The following is a 23511-nucleotide window of genomic DNA, read 5'->3' as shown; positions in this document are numbered from 1 at the left end:
GGAAGCAACCTTTATTTCCGCTCGGCTAAAAACTGTCATGCTGCATTGACTACCACAACAGCAGTGAACAAGCTGGACGCGGCGGTGGACGCCGGAATGGGCGGACTGATTTCCGACCTGCAGGCGCTGATACGTCAGCCAAGCGTCTCTGCAAAAAAGCTCGGCCTCGTCGAGTGCGCAAACCTGGTGGCAGCAACCATGCAAAAGGCAGGCATCAGCGCCGAGGTCCTCTACCTTGACGACGAGAAAAAAGAGGTGCCGCCTGTCGTCTACGGCGAGGTCCGGTCCAAGTCGAACCCTGACGGAAAAACGCTGCTGTTTTACAACCATTACGACGTGCAGCCGGAAGAGCCGCTGGAGCTCTGGGAGGCCGCGCCGTTTTCCGGCGAGGTAAAGGGCAACCAGATATTTGGCAGGGGGAGCGCCGACGACAAGGGCGAGCTCATGACCAGGATAAAGGCGGTAGAATGCTTTTTAAAAGAAGCAGGCGACGTGCCGTGCAACATAAAATTCCTGGTCGAAGGCGAGGAGGAGATAGGGAGCATCCACGTCGAGCAGTACCTGAAAAAATACCGGAAAAAGCTGGCGTGCGACGGCGTGATATGGGAGTTTGGCTACGTCGACGCCAAGGACAGGCCCATCGTGAGCCTCGGGATGAAGGGGCTTTTGTACGTCGAGCTTGTCGCCCGGGGCCCGTCCAGGGACGCCCACTCGTCGCTTGCAGTCCTCATCGAAAACCCTGCGTGGAGGCTGGTGTCTGCGCTCAAGACGCTGCGGGACCCTTCCGGCAGGATACTGGTAAAGGACTGGTACAGGGACGTCCGCGGTTTTACAAAGCAAGAGCTGGCAGTCATTTCCAGAGAGCCCTTTGACGAGCAGGAATTCCGCAAGGAATACGGCGTTTCCAGGTTCGTCAACGGGGCGAGGGGCGTTGACGTGAAAAAGGCGCTTGTGGGGATGCCGACCTGCAACATCGCCGGCATCGTTTCAGGCTATACCGGCCCGGGAGCCAAGACGGTCCTGCCTGCCGAGGCCACCGCAAAATTAGACTTTAGGCTCGTTCCGGACATGGATCCGAAAAAGCAGCTTGCCCTGCTCAAGAGGCACCTGAAGGAGAAGGGGTTTGGCGACATCGAGGTGAGGTTCATCCACGGCGAAGCTGCCGCCCGGACGCCGGTGGACGACCCGTTTGTAAAGCAGGTCCGGCAGGCGGCTGAAGAGTCGTTTGGCAGCGCCGTGCTCAGCGTCTCTGCCGCAGGCACCGGCCCCATGCACTCGTTTGTCAAGGTGCTAAAGGCGCCGTGCATCTCTGTGGGGAGCACGTACATGTTTGCGCGCATACACTCGCCAAACGAGTTTGCAAGGGTGGACCTGCTGAACAAGTGCACCAAGTGCGTCTGCCGGATAATAGGCAGGTTCGGAGCAAATCAATAATACCCAGAGAGCCGCAATAATGCCTGCACTTGAAGCGCGGATACTATCTGCTAATCGGAGGCGCCGCCGTCTTTGTCGCGGGGATCGTGCTTGCCGCGGTGTGGGCCGTCCCGATAGCGCAGCAGATAGAGCGCGACACCTCTTCCCTTGAAGGGACACGGCTTGCACCGGGAGAATCGCAGACGATCACTTTGCAAGTGACAGACATCACAAGGCCACTGTCAGTGGCGATCTCGGCAAGCAACGACTCGCCCGTCAACGCGTTGCTGCTCGACCCTGAAGGCAGGCCAGGCATCAACTCTACGTTCACCGGTGCCAACTTTCAGACGGCCCCGGCGACTGTACAGGGCAGCTACAGGCTCACAGTCACAAACCAAGGCGACGAGGCGACCGAGGTGGACGTGCTGTTTGGACACTTGCCGGGCGTGGGTCAGAGCGGCCCCAATGTCGAGATGTTCTCCGGCCTGCTAGTCGGAGTAGGCATGGTGATTGCGGGCATCGTGGTGATGGCAGTCGGCGTCGTGGTAGTGATAGTGGACAGGCGTAGCAAATAGCTATTATTGTTGCTATTATTTCATGTCGAGGCCGAGCACGCCGGCCGGCGTCGCCCCAGTTCTCTTTTGACACCTCGTATATGAGCACCCTGACTGCCGCCTCCTCTGTCTTCAGGATGCGCGCCGCCTCCCTCGTCAGCACCTTCACCAGCTCGCGCTTTTGCTCGACCGTCCTCCCCTGGCTCATCGTCACCTGTATGACTGGCATATCTGTGTGTGCGGTTTATAAAAAAAGCAGGCGAACTATTTCAGCTTTCAAGCTCTCTTATGCGGGCCTGTGCCGGCGCCGCGTTTGCCCACAGCGTCTCAAACATCTCTTGCTGGGCCGCTACCAGCTCTGGCATGCTGCTGTAGACGAGCTTGGCAATCTGCCGCCCGTTTTTGCCCCTGATGCCTGCCACAAACTCTTTTTCGCTGACTGCAAAGCTCCCGCTGACGTTCCCAAGGTGGCGCAGCTCGGCAAACTCCATCAGCTCCTTGCAGCGCGGCAGGTTCTCCCGGGTTATCTCGGTGACGTACCTTATCCTGACTCCGCGCCTTTTGGCGGCGACGTAGCCGGGCCTTATCTTTTCGCTCATCGAAAACGCCGGTATCGAGGAGTCGACGCAGGCGCACCAGCTCTTTTTGATGTTTGACTGGAACCTGCCTATCTTTGCGGCAATGCTGCCGGCGCCAGAAACGGCCTGCGTCCTTGCTTTTCTTTTTCTTTCTCTTCTCCCTGTACCTGCCATGCGATATGTACTTGACGCCAGAGGCAGACGATGTAAACCTTGCGTTGTCATGCCAGTCGTTAAAAAAGTGGTGGGCATTGGGTGATTTGAACACCCGACCACCGCTGTGTAAGAGCGGTATCATAACCGAGCTAGACCAAATGCCCGCAAGGTTTGCAAGTTTCACAGCCTTATAAATTGCAAACTACCTGCTTTTCATGCAAAACTTGCTGCCAGCAGCAGGCAGCCCTACGGCTTTGTTATCTTGAGCGTTACCGTGTCGCCCACCATCAGGTCAAGGCGCCTGACGTCGTCTTTCCTTATTATCACAGAAGCGCCCTGGTGGCTCAGCTCCTCGACAAGCGGCATGAGATTCAGGCTCACATAGCCCGGCTCTATCTCTGGCATCCTGGGCACAGGCGGGCTGGTTGTCATAAAACTGGCTGACATCATCTGCTTGTAGACTGCGCCTATCGAGCTTATCTGAAGCTTGATCTCTGCCGACTCCTGGTTGCTCATATTTATATATCATGAAACTGCACCTTGGCTTATCTGTTTCGTTTCTCTTCAGGCGCCAAGGAAAAAAGTCGGCCTGCGCCCCGGCGGATTTCGCAGTCTCTAGAGCGGGACTGGATTAAAAATATATACTGAAATTGCTTTCTGTTTCTCGGATGTTTCTGGGCAAGAGGGCTCTTTCGATTTTCGCATTTGGGTTTTTTGCGACAGTGCTTTTGGTGGCCACGCCGGCGCTTGCATACGCGCACGGCGGCATGCAGCCGCCGGCTGCAGACCTTGGAGGCAAGAAGGCGAGCCTCTTCCTAAAGCTCGACCCGCCGGTGGTGACAGACAGCAAGCAGCCCATCTTTATCACCGCCCGCTTTTTCGACGAGAACACTAACCAGAATTTCAAGGAAGTCACGTACAGGATATTTTTCAAAAAGGACGGAAAGGAGATCCCAATCTCCACGGAGGGAGGGATGTTTGGAGGGCAGGGCTTTTTCTACGACCCAAACGGCAACCTCGTCATAAAGGTGACGCCCAAGAGCTCTAACACGGCAGTCGCCAAGGGCGAGCCCGAGTACCAGTACGGCGGGATATGGAACCGGGGAGCCCCGGTCCCTATCGAGGGCCCGATATTCACAGAGCCAGGCCTGTACAACCTGTTTGTCGAAGTGCACACAGTGGGCACGACCAGGACGCAGGTAGAGCCCGTGCTCCAGTACGACGTGTGGGTGACGCCGGGCAGGGAGGAGGTCATCAAGGTTCCAGACGGCTCCAAGACGCTCGACGTGACTGTCCGGAACTATTACGGCACAATAGAGGATTCAAGCTATGACGCCAAGACAAAGACCATCAGGTTCTCGATGCCGTTTGACTGGGCGTCGCCCATGGTGGACAAGATAGGCATGCTCCACACAGAGATATTCATCCCAAAGGCGCTTTCAGACTTTGACAAAGAGTCGCTCAGGGGCACCGTGAACGGCATCGAGTCGCCCGTGTTTGTGGACAACTTTGGGGAAAAGGAGACCATAGTGCACTTTACTATATCGCAGGCCCACCTGTTTGAGCTGCGCGACCAGATAAAGGCAGGCAACCTGACGCCTGACAGGGCCGCATTCACGCTGAGCCCGCCGGAGGCCGAGGCCAGGGTCTCGCAGACGACCCTGGAATCCAAGAGCTTCAAGGTCATCCTCACGACCCCTGAAAAGCTGTTCTCGTCAAGCCCCACTCCTGTCGGGGTGCGCATAAGCGACAAGGCCGGCAAGCCGGTGCAGGCGGCGACCTACGAGATAGTCATAGCAGGCAAGGACAACAAGGAAGCCTACCGAGCCGGCGGCGTGACCACGCCGGAGGGCATCTCTTCGCAGGACGTGATGCTAAAGGAGCCCGGCCCGTACACCGTCAGGGTGGACAAGATAAACGCATCCAGCGAGTCCGTGCAGGTGGGCATTAACGTCGAGGCGGCCAAGCCTGCGTTGCCATCATCATCCTCCTCATCAACAACAGCAGCGGCAGGCCCGTCAGACGCCAAGGTCACGGCCAAGATAAGCGCCAGCAAGGGCACGAGCATCAAGATTGTAAACGGCAAGTCCGGCAAGGCGATAAGCAAGGTGACATTCGAGTTTGACACCGACAAGCTTGGAAGCAGCATCAAGCCTCCAAAGGGCTGGAAGGTGGACGCCAAGGGCAAGGTGGTGACCTTTACGACCGCTGCCGACGGGAGCGACACCAGCAGCAGCGGCGGCAAGCCTGTCAAGGCCGGCAAGGCCGCGATATTCATCATACCGACTGCCGTCAAGTCCTTCAAGTGGACCACGTTTGACGGGTCTGGCAAGCAGCTGCAGGCAGGCACCCTCAAAATATAATAGCCGCGGCGCCTCTCAATTACCCTGTACGGGGCACCTGGCATATATGCAGGAAGACTATCGCAAACTGGGCAGGGCCGAGCTTGAAGGCGCCCTTGCACGCCTGAAAGGCTGGCAGGTGTCGGCAAAGGGCAAGCTGCACCGGGATTTCGAGTTTGAGGACTTTGCCAGCGCGTTTGCCTTCATGACGAGAGTGGCCCTTGAGGCAGAAAAGCTGAACCACCACCCCGAGTGGTTCAACGTGTACAACCGCGTCTCGATAGACCTTGTGACGCACGACATCGGCAACGAGATCTCAAACTATGATGTCGAGCTGGCAGGCAGGATAAGCGCCATCTATCATGGCAGTCGTCAAGGCATCAGCGGCGAGCAGTAAAACACGTCCATCCTGGACAGCTCGGCGCTTCCGCAGGCGGGGCACGACTTTATAAAGCGCGACTTTATGCAGGAGGCGCACCAGTAGCAGCCTGGGCAGATGACGAAGTACCACGCCCTGTCCCGGGCGGCCGCCAGTCTGGACGGGGCTGCTGTTGCCATTTGCGGCGGAATATGAAGCAAAGTCATGTTAAAGCCTTTATGTACAGGTTTAAGCGCCACTTATCACAACCGTTATTATCTTCTGCTAGAGGCGCCCTCTGCCGTTTTCTGTCGCTAGTCAGAGTGCTGGTTGAGGCCCCAGCGCGACCTGATGCGCTCTTCCAGCTTGAAAAAGATCACCCTGTCGACCACCATCCCTATCACGAATATCACTATCATGGTCGCCATTATCCAGCCCATGTTTGAAAGCTCCCTGCCCACGCTGAGGATGTGGCCAAGGCCGACAAGCGATATCAGTATCTCTGCCCCCACGAGCGCGTGCCAGGCAAACGACCACGCCTGGCGCAGGCCGATTATCAGGGTGGGGGTGGCGGCAGGTATCATGACGTACCTGAAAAGCGTAAAGCCTTGCGCGCCCATGTTGCGCGCCGCGCGCATGTAGATGGGCGGTATGTTGCGTATCCCGCTGTAGGTGGACATCATGACAGAGAACACGGAGCTGACCACCATCACAAACAGTATCCCAAAGTCGTTAAAGCCAATCAGCAGGATGGTGAACGGCACCCAGGCGATGCTCGGAAACGACTGCAGCCCGACAGAGAACGAGCTCATCGTCTTGCCAAAGTCGCGAAAGCGCACCATGGCAAGCCCGACTGCGCCCCCGATGGCGACAGAGATGGCAAAGCCGGCTGCAAGCCTCCCCATGGTGACTGCCACGCCTGCGCCAAGCGAGCCCTCTGAGGCAAGGTCTGCAAACGACTGCGCCACAGATATCGGCGACGGGAGCGACTGCGGCGGGAATATGCCAAGCAGGTAGACCACCTGCCAGGCCGCGCCAAACGCCGCCAGAAAGAGGGCGATGCTTGCCAGGTCGTCAAGCGTGGCCCGGGCCCCGTTCTTCGGGCGCGCAGAGACCGACTTTTGCATCATTGCTGCAGCCCAAGCCCCCTTTCTGCAAGCACGTCTTGCAATATCTCAAGGTCGAACATGCCAGACAGGTCCGGCTCCTCCTTTTCCAGGAACCCGAGCCTGTATGCGTCGTGCGCGACCTTGGCGACTGATTCCTGCAGCGGATCGTACGTAAAGTCCATCCTTGTCAGCGCTATTTTCAGGTCGCGCTCGTCAAAAGGCGAGCCCAGCAGCCTGGCTATCTCCTGGTTGAACGCCTGCACCGCCTCTTCCTTGTGGCTGTTTATCCAGACGGTCTTGTCGACGTGGGCGCCCACCAGGCCCTTTACCGCCTGCGGGTTGGCCTCGATATAGTCTGACCTGCATATTATGAGCGAGGTGGCAAACCTGCCTCCCTCCCACAGCTCCCGCTCGTCAAGGAAAATGTGCGCGCCGGCCTCCCTCACTATCCTTGCGCCCCACGGCTCGGGCACCCACGCGCCGTCAATGTCGCCTTTTATCATCGCCGTCAGTATGTCTGCCGGCTTGGCCGGCTGTATCTCGGGGTCGCCGCCGGACTTTTTGACGTCATAGCCGTGGTCCAAAAGGTACGTCCTGAGGGCCACGTCCTGCGTGTTGCCAAGCTGGGGCGACGCAAGTCTCTTGCCTGCAAGGTCGGCAGGCGAGTCTATGCCGGCGTCGTTCCTCACGACAAAGACCGCGCCGCCGGACGAGACGCCCGATACGACTTTGATCGAGCCGGCGGATTTCAGGTAGCCGTTTATCGCCGGGTTGGGGCCCACGTACGAGCAGTCTATCCTCCCTGCAAACAGCGCCTCGACTGCCGCGGGGCCTGCTGTGAACAGCTGCCGCTCGAGCCTGACGCTCCCAAGCGCCTTCTGGTAGTCGCCGTTTCCGACCCCTATCACCGCCTGCGCGTGGTTGATGTTTGGAAAGTACCCCAGGCGCAGCGTGTCTGAAGCCTGCTCGCCTCTGCTCGACACGACAAGCGGGCGGTCGGCCAGCGCCACCGAAGTGCCTATCACGAAAGCGACAAGGGCGGCCGTGATGCCCAGCTTGACTCTGGCGTCCACCTGCAACCTGCAAGCGCCGAGCTATATAATTGACGACATGCACGCAGTTTTTGCACATTCAACCACGTCTTCCACCCCCGCCCACCCACCTACCCACCCACTCCGCCCCCTCTTTTCTACCCCGGGGACCCTGCAGGGCGTTTATGTGCACATACATGCATGCATGCATCATGCAGATGTGCATCGCAGGCGAGGGTCAAGCCTGAAAACTATGCCTGCGTTGTAGCTTTCCTACCGACATACAGCTATTATTCACACCGGCGATATGGTGGAGGTGGAGAGAGATAACCGGATATGGCGACGATGGAAAAAGGATGGTCTTCTGAGCTGGATGCCACGCTGATGCTTGAAAGGGACCTGCGTGCTGGAATGGCCGCCGCGGCCGTGATGAGCGAAAAGAGGCTGGTGTTTGCAGAGATGCTTGTGCTGTGCCAGACATACCGCGAGATGCTTGAGCCCGGCAGGACGGAACCGGGAGAGGGCTGCGACTGGCAGCACTTTTGATTCGTCTGTCCGTGTATGCATCATTGCGTGCAATGCAATGTTTTGCGATGGCCCGGTCCGTCTTCTTTTGAGCAGCGCGTCACAGTCAGAGGAGGGAAGGAATTTTTGACTGCGCTACAGAGATGCATGATAAAACCCGTCTCTGGATGCTGCACTGTTTTTCAGGCTGCGTTGTAACTCTTTGACTGACACGCTGCTATTATTTGCGCCGCTCCCAACGACAGGGCGGCAGAAAGAAAGACATGACGACGAGTGGTGCACATCATACTACGACAGTAATAACAACAACCGCCAGGGTACTGGATGCCATTGCAAACGACAAATCGATGGAGCTCTTCAAGCTCATTGCTGCAAGAAACGGAATAGGCAGCAAGAGCCTCAAGGACCAGGCCCGGCTTACCCGCAAGCAATACTATTCCCGGCTTGCAACGCTGGTGGGCGCCGGCCTGGTGGTCAAGAGGTCTGGCGAATACATGCTCACGTCGCTTGGCAGGGTCACGTACAACATGCAGGCGACGGTGGACGTTGCCTTGGCAAACTTTTGGAAGCTCAGGGCAATCGACTCTCTGGACGCTTCAGGCGAGATTGCTGCGGAGGAGGAAAAAAGGCTCATTGATGCGCTACTGCCGGACAACCAGCAGCTCAGGTCGATCCTTGCCAAGTAGGGGGCGCGCTCTTTCAGAAAGCTCGACAGTAAGCGCAAACCTAGAAATATATGCAGAATCTGCATATATCACATCTTGCTTGACGGCCTAGTAAAGAGCAGGGTCGACTCGAAAAAGCCCCGCAAGGAGGGCCTCACGTGCACGATAGACCGGCTGCAGAGCGTCGACCGGGAGAACTTTGCAATCCTGGCGCCGTTTGTCGACATCGTCAAGATCTATGGCGCCTTCCCTTTGCTTGCGCCCGAGGACGGGCTGAAGAAAAAGATCAGGTTCTACCACGACTTTGGGGTCAAGGTGTCGACAGGGAGCACTATAACCGAGTTTGCCATAGTCGAAAACTCGCTTGAGAGGTTCGCCAAGGAGGCTGCCAGGGTGGGGTTTGACGTGGTCGAGATAGGCGAGAGCAGCATCGACTTGCAGATGGAAAAGAAAAAGAGGATCACTGACGCCATCCGCGCGGCGGGGCTTGAGTTCCACTGGAAGGTCGGCAAAAAGGACCCGAGGCACCAGCTGGACATCGACGCCATGCTGAAAAAGGTGGGGGAGGCAGTCAGGCTCGGCTCGAAAAAGGTGGTAATCGAGGCAAACGAGGGCGTGAACGTGGGCATCTATGACGAAAAGGGGGCCGTCAGGTGGAGCACGGTGGGCGCCCTGACAAACGAGTATCCTCCAAGCACGTTCATCTTTGAGGCGCCGCTTGAATCGCAGCAGTCCGCCCTCATCGCCGAGTTTGGGCAGCGCGTCAACCTGGCAGAGGTGCACCAGGACGCCATCGCTTCGGTCGAGTCGCAGAGGAGGGGATTTCTGGCCAAGTCGGCGTTTGGAGTGTCGTACATACGCAAGGACCCCGAAGGCGGGCCGGCCCCCAAGTTCATCTACTACCTGATAAAGGCCAGCAAGAACCCCGTCGAGCAGGGCGAGCTGATGTCGATGAGCCACCTGCCGAGGAGGACGGTGCAGGCCGCAATCGACGACCTGAAGAGGCAGGGCCTCATCATCGAGCGCAACAGCCTCGAAGACGCCCGCAAAAAGGTGTACCAGCCGGTTCACTCGGACTGGCTGTAATGATGATGATAACGATGATGATGATAGTAGGCAAGTATGGCCGCAATGCTCTTTGCGTCAATTATCTCGCCGTTAAAGCATTTTTTCACGGCGCTTGACAGCTTTACCCTGCGTGCGACAATGTTCTCGTCGTCGTCCATCTTGCTGCGCTGTTTCTCTTTTATCTTTTCAAGGCCGGTCGCCACAAATAGGTGCATGAGCTCTGTATCGTAGCCGGGGGCCAAATACCATTTCAGGAAGGGCTGCAGCCTGCCCGGGTAGTAGCCTATCTCCTCGTCCATCTCCCGAAGCGCGGCCTGCCCGGGCGTCTCGCCATCCTCTATCTTGCCTGCCGGGATTTCAAGGAGCGTCCTGTCCGGCGCCCGCCTGTACTGCTCGACCAGTATGAGCGAGTCTTCTTTATCATCGACGACTGCAAGAATCCCGACTGACGGCCGGTGCTCCACTATCTCTTTTTCCACCACCCTGCCGTTTATCAAGAACCTGTCCCTGCGCAGCGAGACTGCGCCCTGATACAGCCTGTCGCTTGCAATGACCCTGATTGCGGCTGCTTCTTTTTTTCTTCTGGCAGGAGAAGGCAATACGGCTTGAAACAGGATACATGGGTTAATTACTGATTCGCTCGTCCGGGCTTCGCTAGTTTTATAGCCGAGCCTGCCCTGCTTGTTATGATGACAACAGCAATGATGCCTGCTGCAGCAGCAGAGTTTGTGGACGCCGACGGCAACATTGTCATCCCAAAGGAGGTGAGGCCGGTGGTCGGGCTGCAAGAGACCCTGCTTGGGGGCAAAAAGGGCGCCGCCAGGCAATACAGGTACGGGAACCTCCACGTGCGAGACTATGGCAGCCATTACACGGCCCACCTGGACAGGGTGGACCCCCGGACAAGCCCCGTAGGTCACCTCATCGAGGATGCCCCCGAGTACCTCGTGGGGGCCATGGCGGCAGTCATTGCGGGCCGGCACGTCGGCGCCAAGGTCTACGAGCGGCGTAAAAAGGACGGCAGCATTAGCAGGGGCAGGGCGCTTGCAGAAGCGGCGCTTGCTGCAATCGTGGCAGGCTCGGCTGCAGGCAACGTGTTTTACAGGGCGGCAAAGCGTTAACCTGGTCGCATTTTTTCTCTAGGGTGGCTGTTTTACGGCAGAGGCGTCGCAGAGCCGCGCCTGGCAGAATCCAAGCCGGACAATGTTTATACGGGAAACCTGCCTAGATCTTTTGATGGCACACGAGGGCAGACCTCATAACCCGTGCGACGACTGGATGCAGTACGTTGCGGCAGAGCTTGGCAAGAACCCTATCGTTAACGAGATATTGTTGCGCCTAAAGCAGTCCAAGAGCGGCAGGTGGCTTGGATACGTGCCAGCCTTTGAGGCGCGCGTGACGGAGGATGCCGACAGCGTCAGGGTGAGGATAGACATGCCCGGCCTCGACAAGGCAAAGACGAGCGTGCGCATCGAAAAGAGCCTGCTCCTGATAGACGCGCAGCGCAAGGCAGAAGAGGGCATGGCTGTCCCGCAGCCGCCAAGGCCGATAAAAAAGCTGGTCGTGCTGCCGTTTGCGTTTGACGAGGGCCAGCAGCCGGACGCCAAGGCCACCTATGTGGATGGCGTCCTCGACATCTCGATAAAAAGGCCAAGGCCACGCAACCAGATCCCTATCAGCTAATTGTTGTGGCTATCAGCGCCTCTTGCGCACAAGCGCCCACGCGGCGGCCGCTATCCCGCCTGCCAGCGGCGCCACGGCCACCGCGGGGTTCTGGGAGAACAGGAGGGCCGAGCTGACAAACAGCCCCGCCGATACTATGCTTGCCGCCACCACGCCGGCATTCCTGCTGTTCCTTTCCGACTGTACCTGTATCTCGGCAAGGATCTGCTGGAGCGCCGGCCCTGCCGTCAGCGCAGATCCCAGACCTTTGGCAAGCCGCTGCACCGAGTATTTCACCTCCTCGACGTACGCCTCTGTGACAAGCCCCTCCTCGCGCAGCAGGTCGCCCAGCACCCTTACGAACTGGAACTTTACTCTGTGGTGCAGATAGATCCCTTCGAGGATCGAGGCCATGCGCATGTACAGCGCCAGGTTCTTTGGCAGGCGGAAGGGGAACCGGCTCATCGTCTTGTTGGCAAGCTCCATGAGCGCCTTGACCTCCATCTTGTCGACCTCCTTGCCGTACAGCGACTGGATGCTCATGTCGACTGCCTTTTCCACGAAATACCTGTTGATGCCAGGCTCTAGCGTGTTGAGCTCAAAGAGCATGTTGACGGTCCTCTGCGCGTCCTTTTCCACAAGCGCAAGGTACAGCCGGACCAGCTTCAGCCTGGTCTGGTTGTCAAGCCTCCCCACCATGCCAAAGTCATAAAGTATTATCGCGCCGCTGTCCGAGACAGATATGTTGCCCGGGTGCGGGTCGGCGTGGAAGATGTCGTGGCGGAGGAGCATCTTGAAAAATAGCCTGTGGACCCTGACCACAAGCTGCTCCCTGTCTATCCCCGTCGCGTCGAGCGCCGCCACGTCTGTTATCTTGATGCCGGGGAGGTATTCGAGCGTTATCACGTGCCTCGACGTCCTTTCGTGGAACAGCTGCGGGAGCACCACCGAGCTGTCGTCTGCAAGGTTCTGCCTTATCGCCTCCAGGTTCCTGGCCTCGACCCTGTAGTCCATCTCCTCGTGTACCGTGTCGATGAACTGCGAGAGCATGCCCTCTGCGGAAAAGCGCAGGTTCGGGTCTATAAAGCGGGTGGCAAGCGGCAGGATCTTTTGCAGCGCGTAAATGTCGCGCTCCACCATCTCCTCGACGTCCGGCCTGCTGACCTTGACAATGACGTCCCTCCCGCGGTATTTTGCAAGGTACACCTGCCCGAGGCTTGCGCCTGAAAGCGGCTTTTGGCTGAACGAGTCAAACGCCTCCTCCACCGGCATGCCCATTTCATCCTCTATTATCGGCCTCACCCTGTCAAAGCTGGCCGGCGGCACGTCGTCCTGCAGCTTGCCAAGCTCTTCAAGGTACGGCAGCGGGAGCATGTCTGCCCTGGTGGACAGCCACTGGCCGAGCTTTATGTAGGACGGCCCGAGGGAGATAAAGGTGGCGACCAGGCGCCTTGCGTGCCGGCGGAACGCCTCCTCGTCGATCCCCTTGCCCTGGGTCCTGACCCACTTTTTGCGGTCGCGCCGCAGGTCGATTATTATGGGCACGAGCCTGAGCAGCACTCCCAGGATGTAGGGCCACGAAGGGGGCCTGCCCCCGCCGCCCTGCCTGCTCCTGACGTGCTGGAGCGCTACCTGCTCCTTTGCAGGGTCTCCCGTGGCGCTCCACCTCCGCCTCTCACTATCCTCTTCTCTATCGCCGTCGTGCTGTATGTTGTGATGATGATAATGATACTAAGACATGCCGGCGGATATAAGAAGACTGCTTGCCTGCGCCGCCACCACGCATCGCGCGCATGCAACTGTGCATTCTGCAAGCATTTCCACTCCATTGGGTCTCAGCCGCCGCCTATTGCCCTGCTCAGTGCGAGCAGTTTTGCCTCTGCCGCCAGCGCGCCCTGCGCCTTTCTCAGCTTGGCCTTGTACCTCCCGTCCCTCGGCCTAGTGCGCAGCCTGTAGCCGCAGCACGGGCAGGCCGTGCCCTTGACTGCCATAAAGATGTCGCACACCTGGCACCTCCTCTGCCCGTTTGCGTATCTGGAGGTGCCCGTAGTCGCCCTGTACCTTTCGCATATTCCCCTGCACGCCATCAGCCGGTTGTCTCTCCCGCCACTGCTTTTTCCATGCCAGGCGGTGTTGATGGCAGGACAAGGTAAACTCTTGCTTAACAAAGTTACGCAAGGCATTATTTGCGACACCACATGCCTTTGCCTATGGCAATAATAACGCGGTCGGCAATGGCGCTACTCGTAGCCGGCCTGGTGGTCGGCTCACTGGCCGGAGCAGCTGCTGCCATGGCATACCTGCCTGCTGCTGCCGCCAACACTACTACTGCTTCTTCTGCTGCGCAGCAGAAGGCGACGGCAGGAGGGGGAGGAGGGGGAACAGAACTCAAGCCCGAGCACAGCGTCTCGTCGCCGGCCGCTTCCGGCTCTGCAGACTCTTCTCCATCTTCACAGCAACATTTTGTATCAAATTCTGACCTTGTCGGGCTCTTTAAAAAGGCGGAGGGCTCTGTGGTGCAGATAACCAGCACAGCCTCTGTGGTGAACAACAACATCATAATAAACGGCAGCCCGCTCCAGAGTGAGTCAAAGAGGCTGGGCTCGGGGTTCGTGTACGACGCCGAGGGCCACATAGTCACCAACAACCACGTGGTGGACGGTGCCAAGGTGGTGGACGTCACGTTTGTGGACGGCAACACGTATCCCGCCAAGGTGCTTGGCAGGGACGCATACAGCGACCTTGCAGTCATCCAGGTAACAGGCGACGACGACAATAGCAATAATAACTCGGCAGAGCGGTTCTCGCCGCTACCACTTGGCAATTCCTCCATGCTGCAGGTGGGCGAGCAGGTGGTGGCAATAGGCAACCCGTTTGGGCTCAGCAACACCATGACATCGGGCATCGTGAGCCAGCTTGGCCGGCTCCTGCCAAACGGCGAGGGCGGCTTTTCCATACCAAACGTCGTCCAGACGGACGCCGCGATAAACCCGGGCAACTCGGGCGGGCCGCTCCTCAACATGCGCGGAGAGGTGGTCGGCGTCAACACGGCGATAACGTCTAGCACCGGCGACTTTGCCGGCGTCGGCTTTGCGGTGCCTTCAGACACCGTCAAGCGCATAGTGCCTGCCCTCATAGCCAGGGGAGAGTACCGCCACCCGTGGCTCGGCATAGCAGGAGCAAGCATCAACTCCGAGATGGCTGCCAAGCTGGGCCTGCAGAGGAACCATGGCGGCGTGCTGGTCAGCTCGGTAGTGCCCGGCGGCCCCGCCGACAAGGCCGGGCTTTTGGGCTCGGAGGCCGCTGCTGACAGCGGCAGCGGCAGCAGGGGCAGCGATACAGGCAAGCAACAGCAGCAACAGCGCGGCGACATCATCATGGCAATAGACGGGCACAAGGTGAAGCGGATCGAGGACGTGATAACGTACCTTGAAGAGCACAAGTCAGCAGGTGACAAGGTGACCCTCTCGATCGACAGGAACGGGCGCCAGCTAGACCTGGTCGCCACCGTCCAGGCGCGTCCTGACCCACAACAGCAGCAACAACAATGATGGCGACACTCTGCCCCTCTGCGCACAACAATATATAGCGCGCCTGCCATCCCCTGTCACAGGATGCTTGGAGACCGCAACCTGCGCGGCATGGTGGAAAAGGCGCTCGATAGGCTGTACGGGGACATCAACATCAAGATAGACCGGGACAACAGCGACCGCATCCACGCGTTTGAGGCGTCGCGCTGCACCCGCCTTGCCTATTACGAGCGCAAAGACCCGCTTCCACCGGACAACGCCGCCCGCGTCTCGATCCTCCTCGACCACGGGATACGCAAGGGCTTTAGCCACGTCAAGGGCGAGTACAGGGCAGACAGCCTGATCCTGGAGGCCGAGGCCGACATGGTGGTGGGTGACGACTTTGCCGTGCGCTTTGAAATAGTGCCCTCGCTACCGGAGGTGCCGCATCCCCGGCACATGCTGTACCTCAACGCATGCCTCTTTGCCCTCAACAAGAGCGAAGGGTTCCTCGTCTACATGACTGCCGACGGCAAGACCGTCGAGTTTGACATCACCAGAAACAACAGGATGTTTGAGGAGGTGGTGCGGCGGGCCCGCGTGCTGTCCACGCTGCTCAAGGAGGGCAAGACGCCCATAGTGGAGCCGTCCGACCTGTGCATGACGTGCAAATACTATACGCGCTGCTACGCGCGCGAAAAAATCAAGGACCAGCCGGGCGACTTTATCGCCGAGATATTTGGTAGCGGCAGCAGTAGCAGCAAGAAAAAGAAATGAGAAAGAAAGAGAGGAGGAGAGGGAAGGGAAAGAAAAATCGCGGCTATCCGCCGTGACCTGACGGGGCGGCCGCTGCCGGCGTATAACCCTGGCTGTACCTCCTTGCCCTTGCAGCAAAGATCAGCCCCACAAAAAAGGCAAAGACGCCCACGGTGACTCCGTACATGAACAATTGTTCAGTCATGCGGTAAGCGTCTCTGGCTAAAGTTATTATCCTTATCGGTCTTGCATGTCCGCCAGCATGATATTATCATAAAGCTTGCACGCGGTGATGGTATATGCTGGCAGGATCGCACCTGCATTGCTGCAAACCCCTGCGGCCAGAACTGAAACTCCTATGTCTTGCAGACAGATGTACGCATGAGAACCGAATGTCAAAGTCAATCCCGGAGGGGATGGGCTGGAGGAAAGGCCCAGCCTGCGGGCATCGTGATTCTGGTGGTGGCGGCAGCGGCCGAGCTTGTCCTTGCTTTCACATCCTGCAGGCGGCAGCAGGGTCGAAACGCGGCCCCTGCGAGGGGCGCGGTTTTCGTGCTCAAACGGGGATTCTAAAGTTATATTATGCGCCAGCCAACGTGTCTTTGCCTTGTCTGGCAGTCCGGCCTCCTACCGCGATAGGATATACATAGTCAAGGACATCATACTAAAGCTGGTCGAGTACGGCGAGCTCAACCAGACTGCACTCGTCAGCTTTTGCGGCCTGAACATGACCAAGCACCGGCCGATACTCGACGAGCTGGAGGCAAACGGCCTTGTTGAGAGGACCGAAAGGCCGTCGGGCAAGCGCACCGTCACGTTTTACCGCCCGACGCAGAAAGGGCTCGAGTTTTTCAGGAACATCCTTGAGCCGTACGAAAGGATGTTCCCGCGCAGGAAGGACGGGCAGCAGCCTGAAAGCGGCGGGTCGGGGCTCAACCTGATGGCGACGATGATGTTAATCCTGATCTAGCCCGAACTGGGACGCTATCTTTTGGTCCATCTCTTCCTTCTTGGAAGAGTATTCCTTGTACCTGTCCTTCCACGCGCCCATGGAGCGGTACTGCCTTATCCCCGTGAACAGCCATATCGCAGAGATGGCTATGACGGAGGCAAGGAGTATGCTGAGCACCAGCCCAAACTCGTTTTCGATCTCTAGCACGGCAAAGAACGAAGGGTGGATTATCAGGTAGAGCGAAAGGGCTATGGCAAGCGGGGCGAGTATTATCGCAGACAGCGACATGCCAAAGAGTATGTTCTTGATCCTTTGGACCTGTTCGATAAAGTCGTCCATCAGGCTGAGTATGTCCTCTCGCTTGACCTCTCCGCTACCGCTGCTGCCCTCGCCATCGCCGCCTTCTTTACCGCTCATCTCTGCCGAACCATCCTCTCTCCTGCTTTATCATTCGATCACTATATTTCCTTTCATCTCCGGGTGGATGGTGCAATAGTACTCGAACGTGCCTGTCTTGTCGGGGAGGAACGTCACAGTCTGGCTTTCAAAGTAGCCCAGGTCTCTGGTGTGGACGTTGAAGGCGTCGATGTTAAAGTTGTGCTTGGAGTGCGTCTCGATGTCCTCGTTTATGAAATGGATCGACTGCAGGTCGTTCTTGGCAAAGGTATATGTCGGGTTGGCCGCGCCGGACCCTCCGCCGCTGCCCCGGAGGCCCTTGACGGCTCCAGACGACTGGCTGACGTACAGGTAGCCGCCCTTGCTCGTGTGTATGGCCTTGATAAAGTGGTTGGCGGCAATCCCCAGGACGGGCGCCGTGCCGTTTGACGGAATCAGAGCGTTATAGCCTGCGATGCCTATCCCTGCGACCAGGGCCGCAATGGCGCCTATCGCAATGACCCTGTTCCTGCTAAAGCCCCTTGAGGCCTGCTGTTTCTGCCTTTTTCCCATGTGTGATTGATCGACATCGTGGCTATTTAGGGGATGATTAACATGGTTAACCGACTCGCGCAGCTTTTTTCTCATATTCTGCGTGGATCATCGCACTTGGGGCTGCCTGTCTGCCTGTCTGCCTGCTGTTGCCGCCTGTCAACCACCTGCGGAAAAAGCCGGCTCAGGGGAACGTCAGGCTAAAGTCCTTCTCCTCAAATGTCGTCTGGAAGTTGCCCGCAGTAAGCCTGTAGGCGTACCTGCCTGCAACCGTGTAGCTGATGCTGTCCTCGCCCTCGGCAGCCGCGCTGGTCATCTTGTCCCACGCGTCTGCTACCGAGGAGCTGCGGACCGAGTTGCTCTGGCCTGTGGGCGAAATGGTGGCCCCGGGCACTACAGGGTTCAGGTTGGCCTGCCCTCCGAGGAACCCTTCTGCGACCTCGCCGACGCCGCCCGACGTGACTGCCTTGTTGTCCACAAAGACCTCGTACTGTATCGACTCGAGTATGACCGTGGCCTGGTTCGGGTTCTGGACCGTGAACTTGACCTTGACCGTGGCGTTCCTGTCGTCCACCTTTTCGACCTTGATCTCCTGTATGCCTATCGCAGGCGGCGTGACCTTTGGCGCCTGCGACTGCTGCTGCTGTTGTTGCGCGCCCTCCCCGCCGCCAGTGGGCGGCCTTGCCGCAAGGCCGGGCCCGAGCAGAAAGAATATCACGACTGCCGCAACTGCGATGCCACCTGCAGCAGCGTAGACGAGCTTGTTCACGTTAGCTGCTCTAGCGCCCTGTCCGCCGTTTAAATCTGTCGATTGTTTTTTCCATGCGCCATGTGATGACAATGCTTATACCTGCGTCGAGAAAAAAATGACAGGATAGCAGTGCAGTACCACAAGGCCGCGCACCTGGGCAAGCAGAGGGCGCAAAAGGCGCAGATGAGGCTGTTTGATTACACGGGCTTTGCGATGCTCACCTACACGGTAAAGCAGGGCGCAGCAGGCGGTGGGTTCGACCCAGTCGGGGAGGAAGAGCTTGCCGCCAAGATGACCCGGGGCGACGAGGCGATGCTCTTTATCTGCGACGCAGACGGCTACGCCAAGGCGCAGTCCAAGCCGCTGCCGGCGCAGCAGGGCGAAGAGATCTTTGCCAGGATGCTGGCCGACGGCATGGCCGCGTACAGGGGCGAGATCAAGACCGTGAGCTAGTCTTTTGTGGACTTTTAGAACGTAATCCTGGTGCCTTTCACGTTCTTTTTGCCAAGCGCCGCGTCCCTGACGACTGAGGGCTCTGACCTGACCACGACCGTGGGTATCCTTGACCTTTCGATCACCTTGAGGGCGACTATGTCCATCAGGTCGTACCCGCCTGCCATCGAGTTCTCGCCGCCGAGGAGCTCCCTGCACTGCTTGGCAGTTATCGCAGAAAACATCCTGGCATCCTTGTTTGCGCGCGGGTCCGAGTCGTATATGCCGTCAACGTCTGTGGCGTTGACAAACCTCTTTGCGCCCACCTTTTCGGCAATGAGCGCGGCAGTCGCGTTCGTGCTCTGGCCGGGGTGCAGGCCGCCTGTCACCACCACTTTTTTCCCTCCGGCGACTGCGTGCGTCACCTGCTCCAGGTCCTCCGGTATCGCGGCGTGCGCTTTTTGCGGGCCAAGCGCCGCCACAAGCAGCCTGGCGTTGAGCCTGGACACCTGGATGCCGATGATGTCCAAAGATGCTTCATCGAGCCCAAAGCTGCGCGCTATCCCGATATAGTGGCGGGCTATTTTGCCGCCGCCTGCCACCACGACCGGCTGCAAGCCCTTTGCAGAGAGCCCTGCCAGCATCGCCGCGTATCTCTTGATCTCGTCGCCCGAGTCGCCCGAGAAGACCCTGCCGGAAAGCTTGATGACTACTCTGCCCTTGCTACCACTACTACTACTGCTGTTGTTGCTGTTGTTTTTATCGTCGTCGTCATCATCTGCTACTGCCATAGCCCTGGTGCAGCCCCGCTCCCATTTTCATTGAATCCTGATCGCCAAGCACCTTTTTAACGGATCGCTCGACCCTCTCCCTGTTCTCTGCGGTGGTGTAAACCCTGAGCATGTCAAAAAAGCCGGCTATCGAGTCGACAAGCGGCATTTCCGACACGGGCAGGTCGTAAACTCTCCCCTTGTCTGCCACCAGGACGGAATACATCTCTTGCTTGCTGGGCGTGAGGGGCATCGACGACGCGCGCGAGGCGTCCACGAAAACGTACCTGCCGTCGACTCCCGCCCCGTCGGCTATCTCTGCCGCAAGCGCCGAGAGCGCCTTCCTGTCCATCCTCTTGACCCGCTTTCTGTCCCCGCGGCCGTGCAGGAACTTTTCATAGACGCACTTTAGCAGGCGCCTGTCGCAATAGTCGCGGGCCAGCTTTTCTGCCGTCCCTCCAACCCTTGCAAGCCTCTCAAGCGTCGCCTCGTCCGTGAGCGACAAATAGTTCGGAAGCGACGTGTCGGTGAGCCCGAGCGCCTGGTCTGCTGCTATCATCGATTCCAGTAGCATCACCTCGGCCGAGCGGACGGTCTTGTGGAAGTAGACCGCCTTGAACATCTCGTACCTGGATATCAGCATCGACTCAAGCGAGTTGAGCGCCGACCTGTCAAGGGCCAGTTTGCCCCTAGAAACTTCGAACGAGCTGACCAGCCTGTAATAGTCCACCTTGCCGTACTCTGCCCCCGTGAAATACGAGTCGCGGGGCAAATAGTCCATGATGTCTGCCGACAGGCCGCCCGAGATTATCTCGTTCAGAAAGCCGGTCTTGGACTGGCCAAACGAGAGCTTTGACACGTGGCCGGCGCTGTAGCCGTTCCTCTCCAGGATGTCGGCTATCTCGCTCTCTGCTATGATGCGCCGGCCCATCTCCTCGTGGGAGGTGCCGCAGCCGGTCTCCAACACTTCTTCAAACAAATGAGAGAACGGCCCGTGCCCGATGTCGTGCAGGAGCGCCGCCAGCCTCAGCTCCTGCACTGTCTCGGCGTTGTCCACGTACCCTTTCAGCAGGAGGTTCTCGCCGGCAAGGCCGGCGATGTGCATGGCGCCAAGCGAGTGCTCAAAGCGCGAGTGCTGCGCGCTCGGGTACACGAGGTGCGCGCCTGCAAGCTGGCGTATGCGCCTCAGCCGCTGAAAGACGGGGCAGTCGATGACGTCCCTTTCCACCTGCGAGAACCTGATGTACCGGTGGATGGGGTCCGTTATCTCGCCTGCAAAGTCCAGCGACATCTTGCGTGTATATTCGAGGCGGGGCGGAATTAAACTTTGAGAAGCTTCCTTGCCATCTTTAATATCTCCTGGTGCACCTGCTCCTTGCTCTTGGAGCCGTCAAGCACTTTCCAGCCAAACTTTTTTGCATATTTGACATAGTTCCTGTACGCCGCCGCCGCCAGCTTGGCGTCGCCCTCGAATGCGTCCAGCACCTCGGCCCTGTTTTTAGACACCGACGGATTCACGAGAAGGACGATGGTCAGGTCCTCCTTTGGCAGGCCCTTGTCTATTTTCAAGAGCCAGCTCTCGTCCATGCCGTTTGCGACCCCGTAGACGAGGTTCGACTGGTAATAGCGGTTCATCACCACTATGGTGCCATTCTCAATCATGCTCTCTATCTCTTTCTTTTTCTCCCACCTGTTTGCAGAGAACAGCAGGTGCTTGACCTCTGCGCTATAGTCGCGCCTGCCGTCGAGAAACGCCCTTATCTCCATCCCTATCGGCGTCGTGTAATCCGGGAAATCGATGACCACGCATATCTTGCCCAGCGCCTTGAGCGCCTCCTGAAGCATCCGGGACTGGGTCGTCTTGCCCGCCTTGTCGGTCCCCTCTATAACAATTATCTTGCCCCTTGCCACGCCGCCGTTTGTCTGGCCGCACGTCAATAAAAAGCTGTTGAAAATTTGGGCGCCGGCATGGTTTGTGTGATTTGCCCGCCCCCTTTGCCGAGGATTTTAATGCAAAAAACCAACAAATTAAAATATTAACTCTCTTGCTAAGAGCCTGTAGGAGCTCTGCGCTGGTTGAAAGACGCCAAGTCAAACATTGCAATATTTGACACCTTCAAGACCCGCCGGAACAAGTTCACCGGCGAGGCCAAGAGGCAGCGCGGCATCATCGCCCACCTAGCGCTTGAGCAGAGCCCCGAACTTCGCACCCGCACCTCGATAGCGCACGCCATTGCGGAGCAGCACGGCATCCTGTGGCAGAACATTTACTCGGGCATTTTCCGCGACCTGGACGAGGTGCTCATACCCGCCGGCGTGGTCAAGGAGGGGGGCCGGCTCCCGCTCAGGCGCGGGCCAAAGGCTTTGCAGCTGGAAGGTGTGCCGTTCTACGAGCTCACCGACACGGGGCTGCTCGTGGCCTCCTCCATCGAAGAGCTGGGCGACAGGCGTATGGGCATACTGAAATCGTACGTGTCGTCGCTCCCTTCCACAGACGCGCCGTGCAGGGCCATGAAGGAAGGGCTTTTGCTCCTGATAGAGAGCGCGCCGCTCTTTGTAGCCAAGGTGATAAGCGAGTATATCTACGCGTACAGCACGGGCGAGATAGACAGCATCGCGCCCCTTGACAGCAAAAAGCTGCGCGCCGTGATAGGAAAGCAGATAGCAGTCGAGCGCCAGCTCATCGAGGCTTTTGTCGGCCTGCAGCCTGACGAGAAGGACCAGGTGCGGGGCTTTTTCAAAGTGCTCTCTTAGTAAAATTACTTGCCTTCGTGGCCGCACTCGGGGCATTTGTATTTCTTTGATTTGCCCTTGCACCCTTCGCAGCGCCATATCCTGGCCTTTTTGCACTTGGGGCAGCTGAAACTCTCTGATAGCTCCCCGGGGTGCACCTGCTTGCCGCAGGCGTTGCAGTTTGGCATGTCGTACGAGCCGGCGTACATCTGTCTTTCTTCCGGTGCTTGCAATTCCGGCCTATTTTTACTTGTCGCCGCAGCGGCGCAGGGTTTATACAAAGAGCAATGAAAACAGAAAGGCGATGATGGAGAAAAAGAAGGGCGCCGGCAACCTGTCGCGGGAATTTTTCGAGTTTGTCATGCCTGCCGTCGATATAGTGGAGCGCCAGGGCGAGCTTGTCGTCTCTGTCGACCTGCCGGGCTTTGCCAAGGACTCTATACTCCTCTCGGTGGAAGGGAACATGCTTTCCATCAGGGCGTCGAGGAACGAAGCGAGCGAGCAGGGTGCAGTAACAACTTATCAATTGCACAGGCCGCTGCGCATCGACAAGACAATCCCTCTGCCGTACACGTTCACCAACGATGACGCCAAGCTGGAAGGCAAGGCTGCCTATGAAAACGGCGTAGTGACCCTCAGGTTGAAGCTGCCGACAAAATCGACGATCCAAATATCCTAGGCCGCTTTTTCCGAAGTTTTCTGACGGATTTGTGATAGGCGAGTCTGCAACCCTGCTAATGTTCCTAAACCAGATTTTGTCCCATTGCTCATCCCTTTTTGCTGTACAGCCTGATCCTGAGCGGGTATATCTGGTCAGCTCTGCTCACCCAATCACTTTGGCTTCGCAGATAATCCCTCCTGTGAAGGCGGGGTTCCGTTAAGGAAATCCGCTATCCTTCCGGTAGGACACTTGACTCAAAATTGAGTGGGCAGGGAGTAGGCTCAATTTTGAATCAGTGACCCTGGCGGGTTACCTGCGATTTTCTATTCATTGTATTGTTTTTAGATCAGAAATAGTTAACGGAATTTCATACACCCAAAAATTAGTTGATGACAGAAACACCATTCTCATCGTGACAGATCTCACCGAAGAGGAGGTTGCAGGTCTGAACATAGTGATCAACATGGAAAAGCAGATGTTTGAAAAACAAGTATCCTAGGCAATAAAGTAAGACAAGGCATTGCTTAGAAGTCTTGCTAGCCGCTAGTTTCCGGTTGTT

32 protein-coding genes and 1 tRNA gene are annotated in these 23511 nt (G+C 57.8%); 16 read left to right on the top strand and 17 right to left on the bottom strand.

All coding sequences use genetic code 11. The features are described 5' to 3' along the window. The first annotated feature begins 45 nt into the window (after positions 1-45). Both WKI84_RS05640 and WKI84_RS05635 read left to right on the top strand, forming a co-directional pair. The gene (locus tag WKI84_RS05640; RefSeq protein WP_337862553.1) at positions 46-1434 is read left to right on the top strand and encodes a M20/M25/M40 family metallo-hydrolase; all 1389 of its coding nucleotides are present in this window, start codon (positions 46-48) and stop codon (positions 1432-1434) included. Positions 1435-1463: 29 nt separating this feature from the next. Beyond that, a complete protein-coding gene (locus WKI84_RS05635; RefSeq protein WP_337862552.1) occupies positions 1464-1988 on the top strand; it encodes a hypothetical protein in 525 nt (174 codons plus the stop codon). Between the two features lie 248 nt (positions 1989-2236). Here the strand turns inward: WKI84_RS05635 and WKI84_RS05630 are convergent, their stop codons facing one another. The 3 genes from WKI84_RS05630 to WKI84_RS05620 all read right to left on the bottom strand — a co-directional run bounded on the left by WKI84_RS05630 (position 2237) and on the right by WKI84_RS05620 (position 3217). Then, positions 2237-2719, bottom strand: a complete 483-nt coding sequence (locus WKI84_RS05630) for a hypothetical protein (protein ID WP_337862551.1) — start codon at positions 2717-2719, stop codon at positions 2237-2239. Positions 2720-2787: 68 nt separating this feature from the next. Beyond that, positions 2788-2865 (bottom strand) — tRNA-Val (locus tag WKI84_RS05625). Between the two features lie 82 nt (positions 2866-2947). Then, positions 2948-3217, bottom strand: coding sequence for a hypothetical protein (locus tag WKI84_RS05620; RefSeq protein ID WP_337862550.1), 270 nt, complete (start codon positions 3215-3217; stop codon positions 2948-2950). 206 nt (positions 3218-3423) lie between these two features. Here WKI84_RS05620 and WKI84_RS05615 point away from each other — a divergent pair, with 206 nt between their 5' ends. Both WKI84_RS05615 and WKI84_RS05610 read left to right on the top strand, forming a co-directional pair. Then, positions 3424-5064 carry a hypothetical protein gene (locus WKI84_RS05615; RefSeq protein ID WP_337862549.1) on the top strand — a complete coding sequence of 547 codons (1641 nt, stop codon included), beginning with the start codon at positions 3424-3426 and terminating at the stop codon, positions 5062-5064. A gap of 46 nt (positions 5065-5110) precedes the next feature. Beyond that, positions 5111-5440, top strand: coding sequence for a 4a-hydroxytetrahydrobiopterin dehydratase (locus WKI84_RS05610; protein ID WP_337862548.1), 330 nt, complete (start codon positions 5111-5113; stop codon positions 5438-5440). On the opposite strand, the gene WKI84_RS05605 is transcribed toward WKI84_RS05610, so the two are convergent. The 3 genes from WKI84_RS05605 to WKI84_RS05595 all read right to left on the bottom strand — a co-directional run bounded on the left by WKI84_RS05605 (position 5416) and on the right by WKI84_RS05595 (position 7583). After that, complete coding sequence (locus WKI84_RS05605) at positions 5416-5601, bottom strand: hypothetical protein (RefSeq protein ID WP_337862547.1); 186 nt, start codon at positions 5599-5601, stop codon at positions 5416-5418. The genes WKI84_RS05610 and WKI84_RS05605 overlap by 25 nt on opposite strands. 114 nt (positions 5602-5715) lie before the next feature. Then, complete coding sequence (locus WKI84_RS05600; protein WP_337862546.1) at positions 5716-6531, bottom strand: ABC transporter permease; 816 nt, start codon at positions 6529-6531, stop codon at positions 5716-5718. After that, positions 6528-7583, bottom strand: coding sequence for an ABC transporter substrate-binding protein (locus WKI84_RS05595; protein WP_337862545.1), 1056 nt, complete (start codon positions 7581-7583; stop codon positions 6528-6530). Before WKI84_RS05595 ends, WKI84_RS05600 begins: the two co-directional genes overlap by 4 nt. A 294-nt stretch (positions 7584-7877) precedes the next feature. Here WKI84_RS05595 and WKI84_RS05590 point away from each other — a divergent pair, with 294 nt between their 5' ends. The 3 genes from WKI84_RS05590 to WKI84_RS05580 all read left to right on the top strand — a co-directional run bounded on the left by WKI84_RS05590 (position 7878) and on the right by WKI84_RS05580 (position 9817). Continuing rightward, positions 7878-8087, top strand: coding sequence for a hypothetical protein (locus tag WKI84_RS05590; RefSeq protein ID WP_337862544.1), 210 nt, complete (start codon positions 7878-7880; stop codon positions 8085-8087). Between the two features lie 242 nt (positions 8088-8329). Next, positions 8330-8752: a hypothetical protein gene (locus WKI84_RS05585; protein ID WP_337862543.1), complete on the top strand. Its 423-nt coding sequence runs from the start codon at positions 8330-8332 to the stop codon at positions 8750-8752. Between the two features lie 75 nt (positions 8753-8827). Then, positions 8828-9817 carry a phosphosulfolactate synthase gene (locus WKI84_RS05580; protein WP_337862542.1) on the top strand — a complete coding sequence of 330 codons (990 nt, stop codon included), beginning with the start codon at positions 8828-8830 and terminating at the stop codon, positions 9815-9817. Here WKI84_RS05580 and WKI84_RS05575 read toward each other — a convergent pair. Further along, entirely contained in the window at positions 9799-10398 is a 600-nt protein-coding gene (locus tag WKI84_RS05575) for an NUDIX hydrolase (protein ID WP_337862541.1), read from the bottom strand. The genes WKI84_RS05580 and WKI84_RS05575 overlap by 19 nt on opposite strands. 87 nt (positions 10399-10485) lie before the next feature. Between WKI84_RS05575 and WKI84_RS05570 the strand changes: the two genes are divergently transcribed. Together WKI84_RS05570 and WKI84_RS05565 are read left to right on the top strand one after the other, a co-directional pair. Next, positions 10486-10920: a hypothetical protein gene (locus WKI84_RS05570; protein WP_337862540.1), complete on the top strand. Its 435-nt coding sequence runs from the start codon at positions 10486-10488 to the stop codon at positions 10918-10920. Positions 10921-11035: 115 nt separating this feature from the next. After that, positions 11036-11482, top strand: a complete 447-nt coding sequence (locus WKI84_RS05565; protein WP_337862588.1) for an Hsp20/alpha crystallin family protein — start codon at positions 11036-11038, stop codon at positions 11480-11482. A gap of 12 nt (positions 11483-11494) precedes the next feature. Here the strand turns inward: WKI84_RS05565 and WKI84_RS05560 are convergent, their stop codons facing one another. Together WKI84_RS05560 and WKI84_RS05555 are read right to left on the bottom strand one after the other, a co-directional pair. Continuing rightward, on the bottom strand, positions 11495-13021 hold the full coding sequence (locus tag WKI84_RS05560) for an AarF/ABC1/UbiB kinase family protein (protein ID WP_337862539.1): 1527 nt from the start codon (positions 13019-13021) through the stop codon (positions 11495-11497). A gap of 275 nt (positions 13022-13296) precedes the next feature. Then, entirely contained in the window at positions 13297-13548 is a 252-nt protein-coding gene (locus WKI84_RS05555; protein ID WP_337862538.1) for a hypothetical protein, read from the bottom strand. 123 nt (positions 13549-13671) lie between these two features. Here WKI84_RS05555 and WKI84_RS05550 point away from each other — a divergent pair, with 123 nt between their 5' ends. Beyond that, positions 13672-15012: a trypsin-like peptidase domain-containing protein gene (locus WKI84_RS05550; protein WP_337862537.1), complete on the top strand. Its 1341-nt coding sequence runs from the start codon at positions 13672-13674 to the stop codon at positions 15010-15012. Between the two features lie 63 nt (positions 15013-15075). Next, positions 15076-15747, top strand: coding sequence for a hypothetical protein (locus tag WKI84_RS05545; RefSeq protein ID WP_337862536.1), 672 nt, complete (start codon positions 15076-15078; stop codon positions 15745-15747). A 43-nt stretch (positions 15748-15790) separates the two neighbouring features. On the opposite strand, the gene WKI84_RS05540 is transcribed toward WKI84_RS05545, so the two are convergent. Beyond that, positions 15791-15931 (bottom strand): hypothetical protein, encoded by a 141-nt coding sequence (locus tag WKI84_RS05540; protein WP_337862535.1) that lies wholly within the window; start codon positions 15929-15931, stop codon positions 15791-15793. A 176-nt stretch (positions 15932-16107) separates the two neighbouring features. Between WKI84_RS05540 and WKI84_RS05535 the strand changes: the two genes are divergently transcribed. Together WKI84_RS05535 and WKI84_RS05530 are read left to right on the top strand one after the other, a co-directional pair. Next, complete coding sequence (locus tag WKI84_RS05535; protein WP_337862534.1) at positions 16108-16299, top strand: hypothetical protein; 192 nt, start codon at positions 16108-16110, stop codon at positions 16297-16299. 34 nt (positions 16300-16333) lie between these two features. After that, a complete protein-coding gene (locus WKI84_RS05530; RefSeq protein WP_337862533.1) occupies positions 16334-16696 on the top strand; it encodes a winged helix-turn-helix domain-containing protein in 363 nt (120 codons plus the stop codon). Here the strand turns inward: WKI84_RS05530 and WKI84_RS05525 are convergent. The 3 genes from WKI84_RS05525 to WKI84_RS05515 all read right to left on the bottom strand — a co-directional run bounded on the left by WKI84_RS05525 (position 16682) and on the right by WKI84_RS05515 (position 18374). After that, entirely contained in the window at positions 16682-17095 is a 414-nt protein-coding gene (locus WKI84_RS05525; RefSeq protein ID WP_337862532.1) for a hypothetical protein, read from the bottom strand. The genes WKI84_RS05530 and WKI84_RS05525 overlap by 15 nt on opposite strands. 30 nt (positions 17096-17125) lie before the next feature. Beyond that, the gene (locus tag WKI84_RS05520; protein WP_337862531.1) at positions 17126-17626 is read right to left on the bottom strand and encodes a cupredoxin domain-containing protein; all 501 of its coding nucleotides are present in this window, start codon (positions 17624-17626) and stop codon (positions 17126-17128) included. A gap of 163 nt (positions 17627-17789) precedes the next feature. Continuing rightward, positions 17790-18374: a hypothetical protein gene (locus WKI84_RS05515; RefSeq protein WP_337862530.1), complete on the bottom strand. Its 585-nt coding sequence runs from the start codon at positions 18372-18374 to the stop codon at positions 17790-17792. Positions 18375-18485: 111 nt separating this feature from the next. Here WKI84_RS05515 and WKI84_RS05510 point away from each other — a divergent pair, with 111 nt between their 5' ends. Further along, positions 18486-18809, top strand: a complete 324-nt coding sequence (locus tag WKI84_RS05510) for a hypothetical protein (RefSeq protein WP_337862529.1) — start codon at positions 18486-18488, stop codon at positions 18807-18809. Positions 18810-18823: 14 nt separating this feature from the next. Here WKI84_RS05510 and pyrH read toward each other — a convergent pair whose 3' ends face one another. Genes pyrH through tmk form a run of 3 tightly spaced genes read right to left on the bottom strand, consistent with a single transcriptional unit; the run spans position 18824 to position 21496 of the window. Next, positions 18824-19579 carry a UMP kinase gene (pyrH, locus tag WKI84_RS05505; protein WP_337862528.1) on the bottom strand — a complete coding sequence of 252 codons (756 nt, stop codon included), beginning with the start codon at positions 19577-19579 and terminating at the stop codon, positions 18824-18826. Beyond that, complete coding sequence (locus WKI84_RS05500) at positions 19563-20849, bottom strand: HD domain-containing protein (RefSeq protein WP_337862527.1); 1287 nt, start codon at positions 20847-20849, stop codon at positions 19563-19565. Before WKI84_RS05500 ends, pyrH begins: the two co-directional genes overlap by 17 nt. Positions 20850-20878: 29 nt before the next feature. Then, on the bottom strand, positions 20879-21496 hold the full coding sequence (gene tmk / locus WKI84_RS05495; protein ID WP_337862526.1) for a dTMP kinase: 618 nt from the start codon (positions 21494-21496) through the stop codon (positions 20879-20881). A 138-nt stretch (positions 21497-21634) separates the two neighbouring features. On the opposite strand from tmk, the gene WKI84_RS05490 reads away from it, so the two are divergent. Beyond that, positions 21635-22312, top strand: a complete 678-nt coding sequence (locus WKI84_RS05490) for a hypothetical protein (protein WP_337862525.1) — start codon at positions 21635-21637, stop codon at positions 22310-22312. A gap of 5 nt (positions 22313-22317) precedes the next feature. Here WKI84_RS05490 and WKI84_RS05485 read toward each other — a convergent pair whose 3' ends face one another. Further along, positions 22318-22524 (bottom strand): zinc finger domain-containing protein, encoded by a 207-nt coding sequence (locus WKI84_RS05485; RefSeq protein ID WP_337862524.1) that lies wholly within the window; start codon positions 22522-22524, stop codon positions 22318-22320. Between the two features lie 17 nt (positions 22525-22541). Between WKI84_RS05485 and hsp14 the strand changes: the two genes are divergently transcribed. Next, on the top strand, positions 22542-22970 hold the full coding sequence (hsp14, locus tag WKI84_RS05480) for an archaeal heat shock protein Hsp14 (protein WP_337862523.1): 429 nt from the start codon (positions 22542-22544) through the stop codon (positions 22968-22970). The last annotated feature ends 541 nt before the right edge of the window (positions 22971-23511 follow it).

The sequence above is a fragment of the Nitrososphaera sp. genome (assembly GCF_037447015.1).
Taxonomy (GTDB): Archaea; Thermoproteota; Nitrososphaeria; order Nitrososphaerales; family Nitrososphaeraceae; genus Nitrososphaera.
This window is presented reverse-complemented; position numbering and strand designations above follow the sequence as displayed.

Bases quoted from the DNA above. Each gene is read 5' to 3' on its own strand.
- WKI84_RS05520 (WP_337862531.1), bottom strand. From the start codon at position 17,626: ATGGGAAAAAGGCAGAAACAGCAGGCCTCAAGGGGCTTTAGCAGGAAC.
- WKI84_RS05555 (WP_337862538.1), bottom strand. From the start codon at position 13,548: ATGGCGTGCAGGGGAATATGCGAAAGGTACAGGGCGACTACGGGCACC.
- WKI84_RS05610 (WP_337862548.1), top strand. From the start codon at position 5,111: ATGCAGGAAGACTATCGCAAACTGGGCAGGGCCGAGCTTGAAGGCGCC.
- WKI84_RS05565 (WP_337862588.1), top strand. From the start codon at position 11,036: ATGGCACACGAGGGCAGACCTCATAACCCGTGCGACGACTGGATGCAG.
- WKI84_RS05620 (WP_337862550.1), bottom strand. From the start codon at position 3,217: ATGAGCAACCAGGAGTCGGCAGAGATCAAGCTTCAGATAAGCTCGATA.
- WKI84_RS05535 (WP_337862534.1), top strand. From the start codon at position 16,108: ATGAGAACCGAATGTCAAAGTCAATCCCGGAGGGGATGGGCTGGAGGA.
- WKI84_RS05630 (WP_337862551.1), bottom strand. From the start codon at position 2,719: ATGGCAGGTACAGGGAGAAGAGAAAGAAAAAGAAAAGCAAGGACGCAG.
- WKI84_RS05600 (WP_337862546.1), bottom strand. From the start codon at position 6,531: ATGATGCAAAAGTCGGTCTCTGCGCGCCCGAAGAACGGGGCCCGGGCC.
- WKI84_RS05540 (WP_337862535.1), bottom strand. From the start codon at position 15,931: ATGACTGAACAATTGTTCATGTACGGAGTCACCGTGGGCGTCTTTGCC.
- pyrH (WP_337862528.1), bottom strand. From the start codon at position 19,579: ATGGCAGTAGCAGATGATGACGACGACGATAAAAACAACAGCAACAAC.
- WKI84_RS05605 (WP_337862547.1), bottom strand. From the start codon at position 5,601: ATGGCAACAGCAGCCCCGTCCAGACTGGCGGCCGCCCGGGACAGGGCG.
- WKI84_RS05585 (WP_337862543.1), top strand. From the start codon at position 8,330: ATGACGACGAGTGGTGCACATCATACTACGACAGTAATAACAACAACC.
- WKI84_RS05550 (WP_337862537.1), top strand. From the start codon at position 13,672: ATGGCAATAATAACGCGGTCGGCAATGGCGCTACTCGTAGCCGGCCTG.
- WKI84_RS05500 (WP_337862527.1), bottom strand. From the start codon at position 20,849: ATGTCGCTGGACTTTGCAGGCGAGATAACGGACCCCATCCACCGGTAC.
- WKI84_RS05590 (WP_337862544.1), top strand. From the start codon at position 7,878: ATGGCGACGATGGAAAAAGGATGGTCTTCTGAGCTGGATGCCACGCTG.
- WKI84_RS05570 (WP_337862540.1), top strand. From the start codon at position 10,486: ATGATGACAACAGCAATGATGCCTGCTGCAGCAGCAGAGTTTGTGGAC.
- WKI84_RS05545 (WP_337862536.1), top strand. From the start codon at position 15,076: ATGCTTGGAGACCGCAACCTGCGCGGCATGGTGGAAAAGGCGCTCGAT.
- WKI84_RS05525 (WP_337862532.1), bottom strand. From the start codon at position 17,095: ATGAGCGGTAAAGAAGGCGGCGATGGCGAGGGCAGCAGCGGTAGCGGA.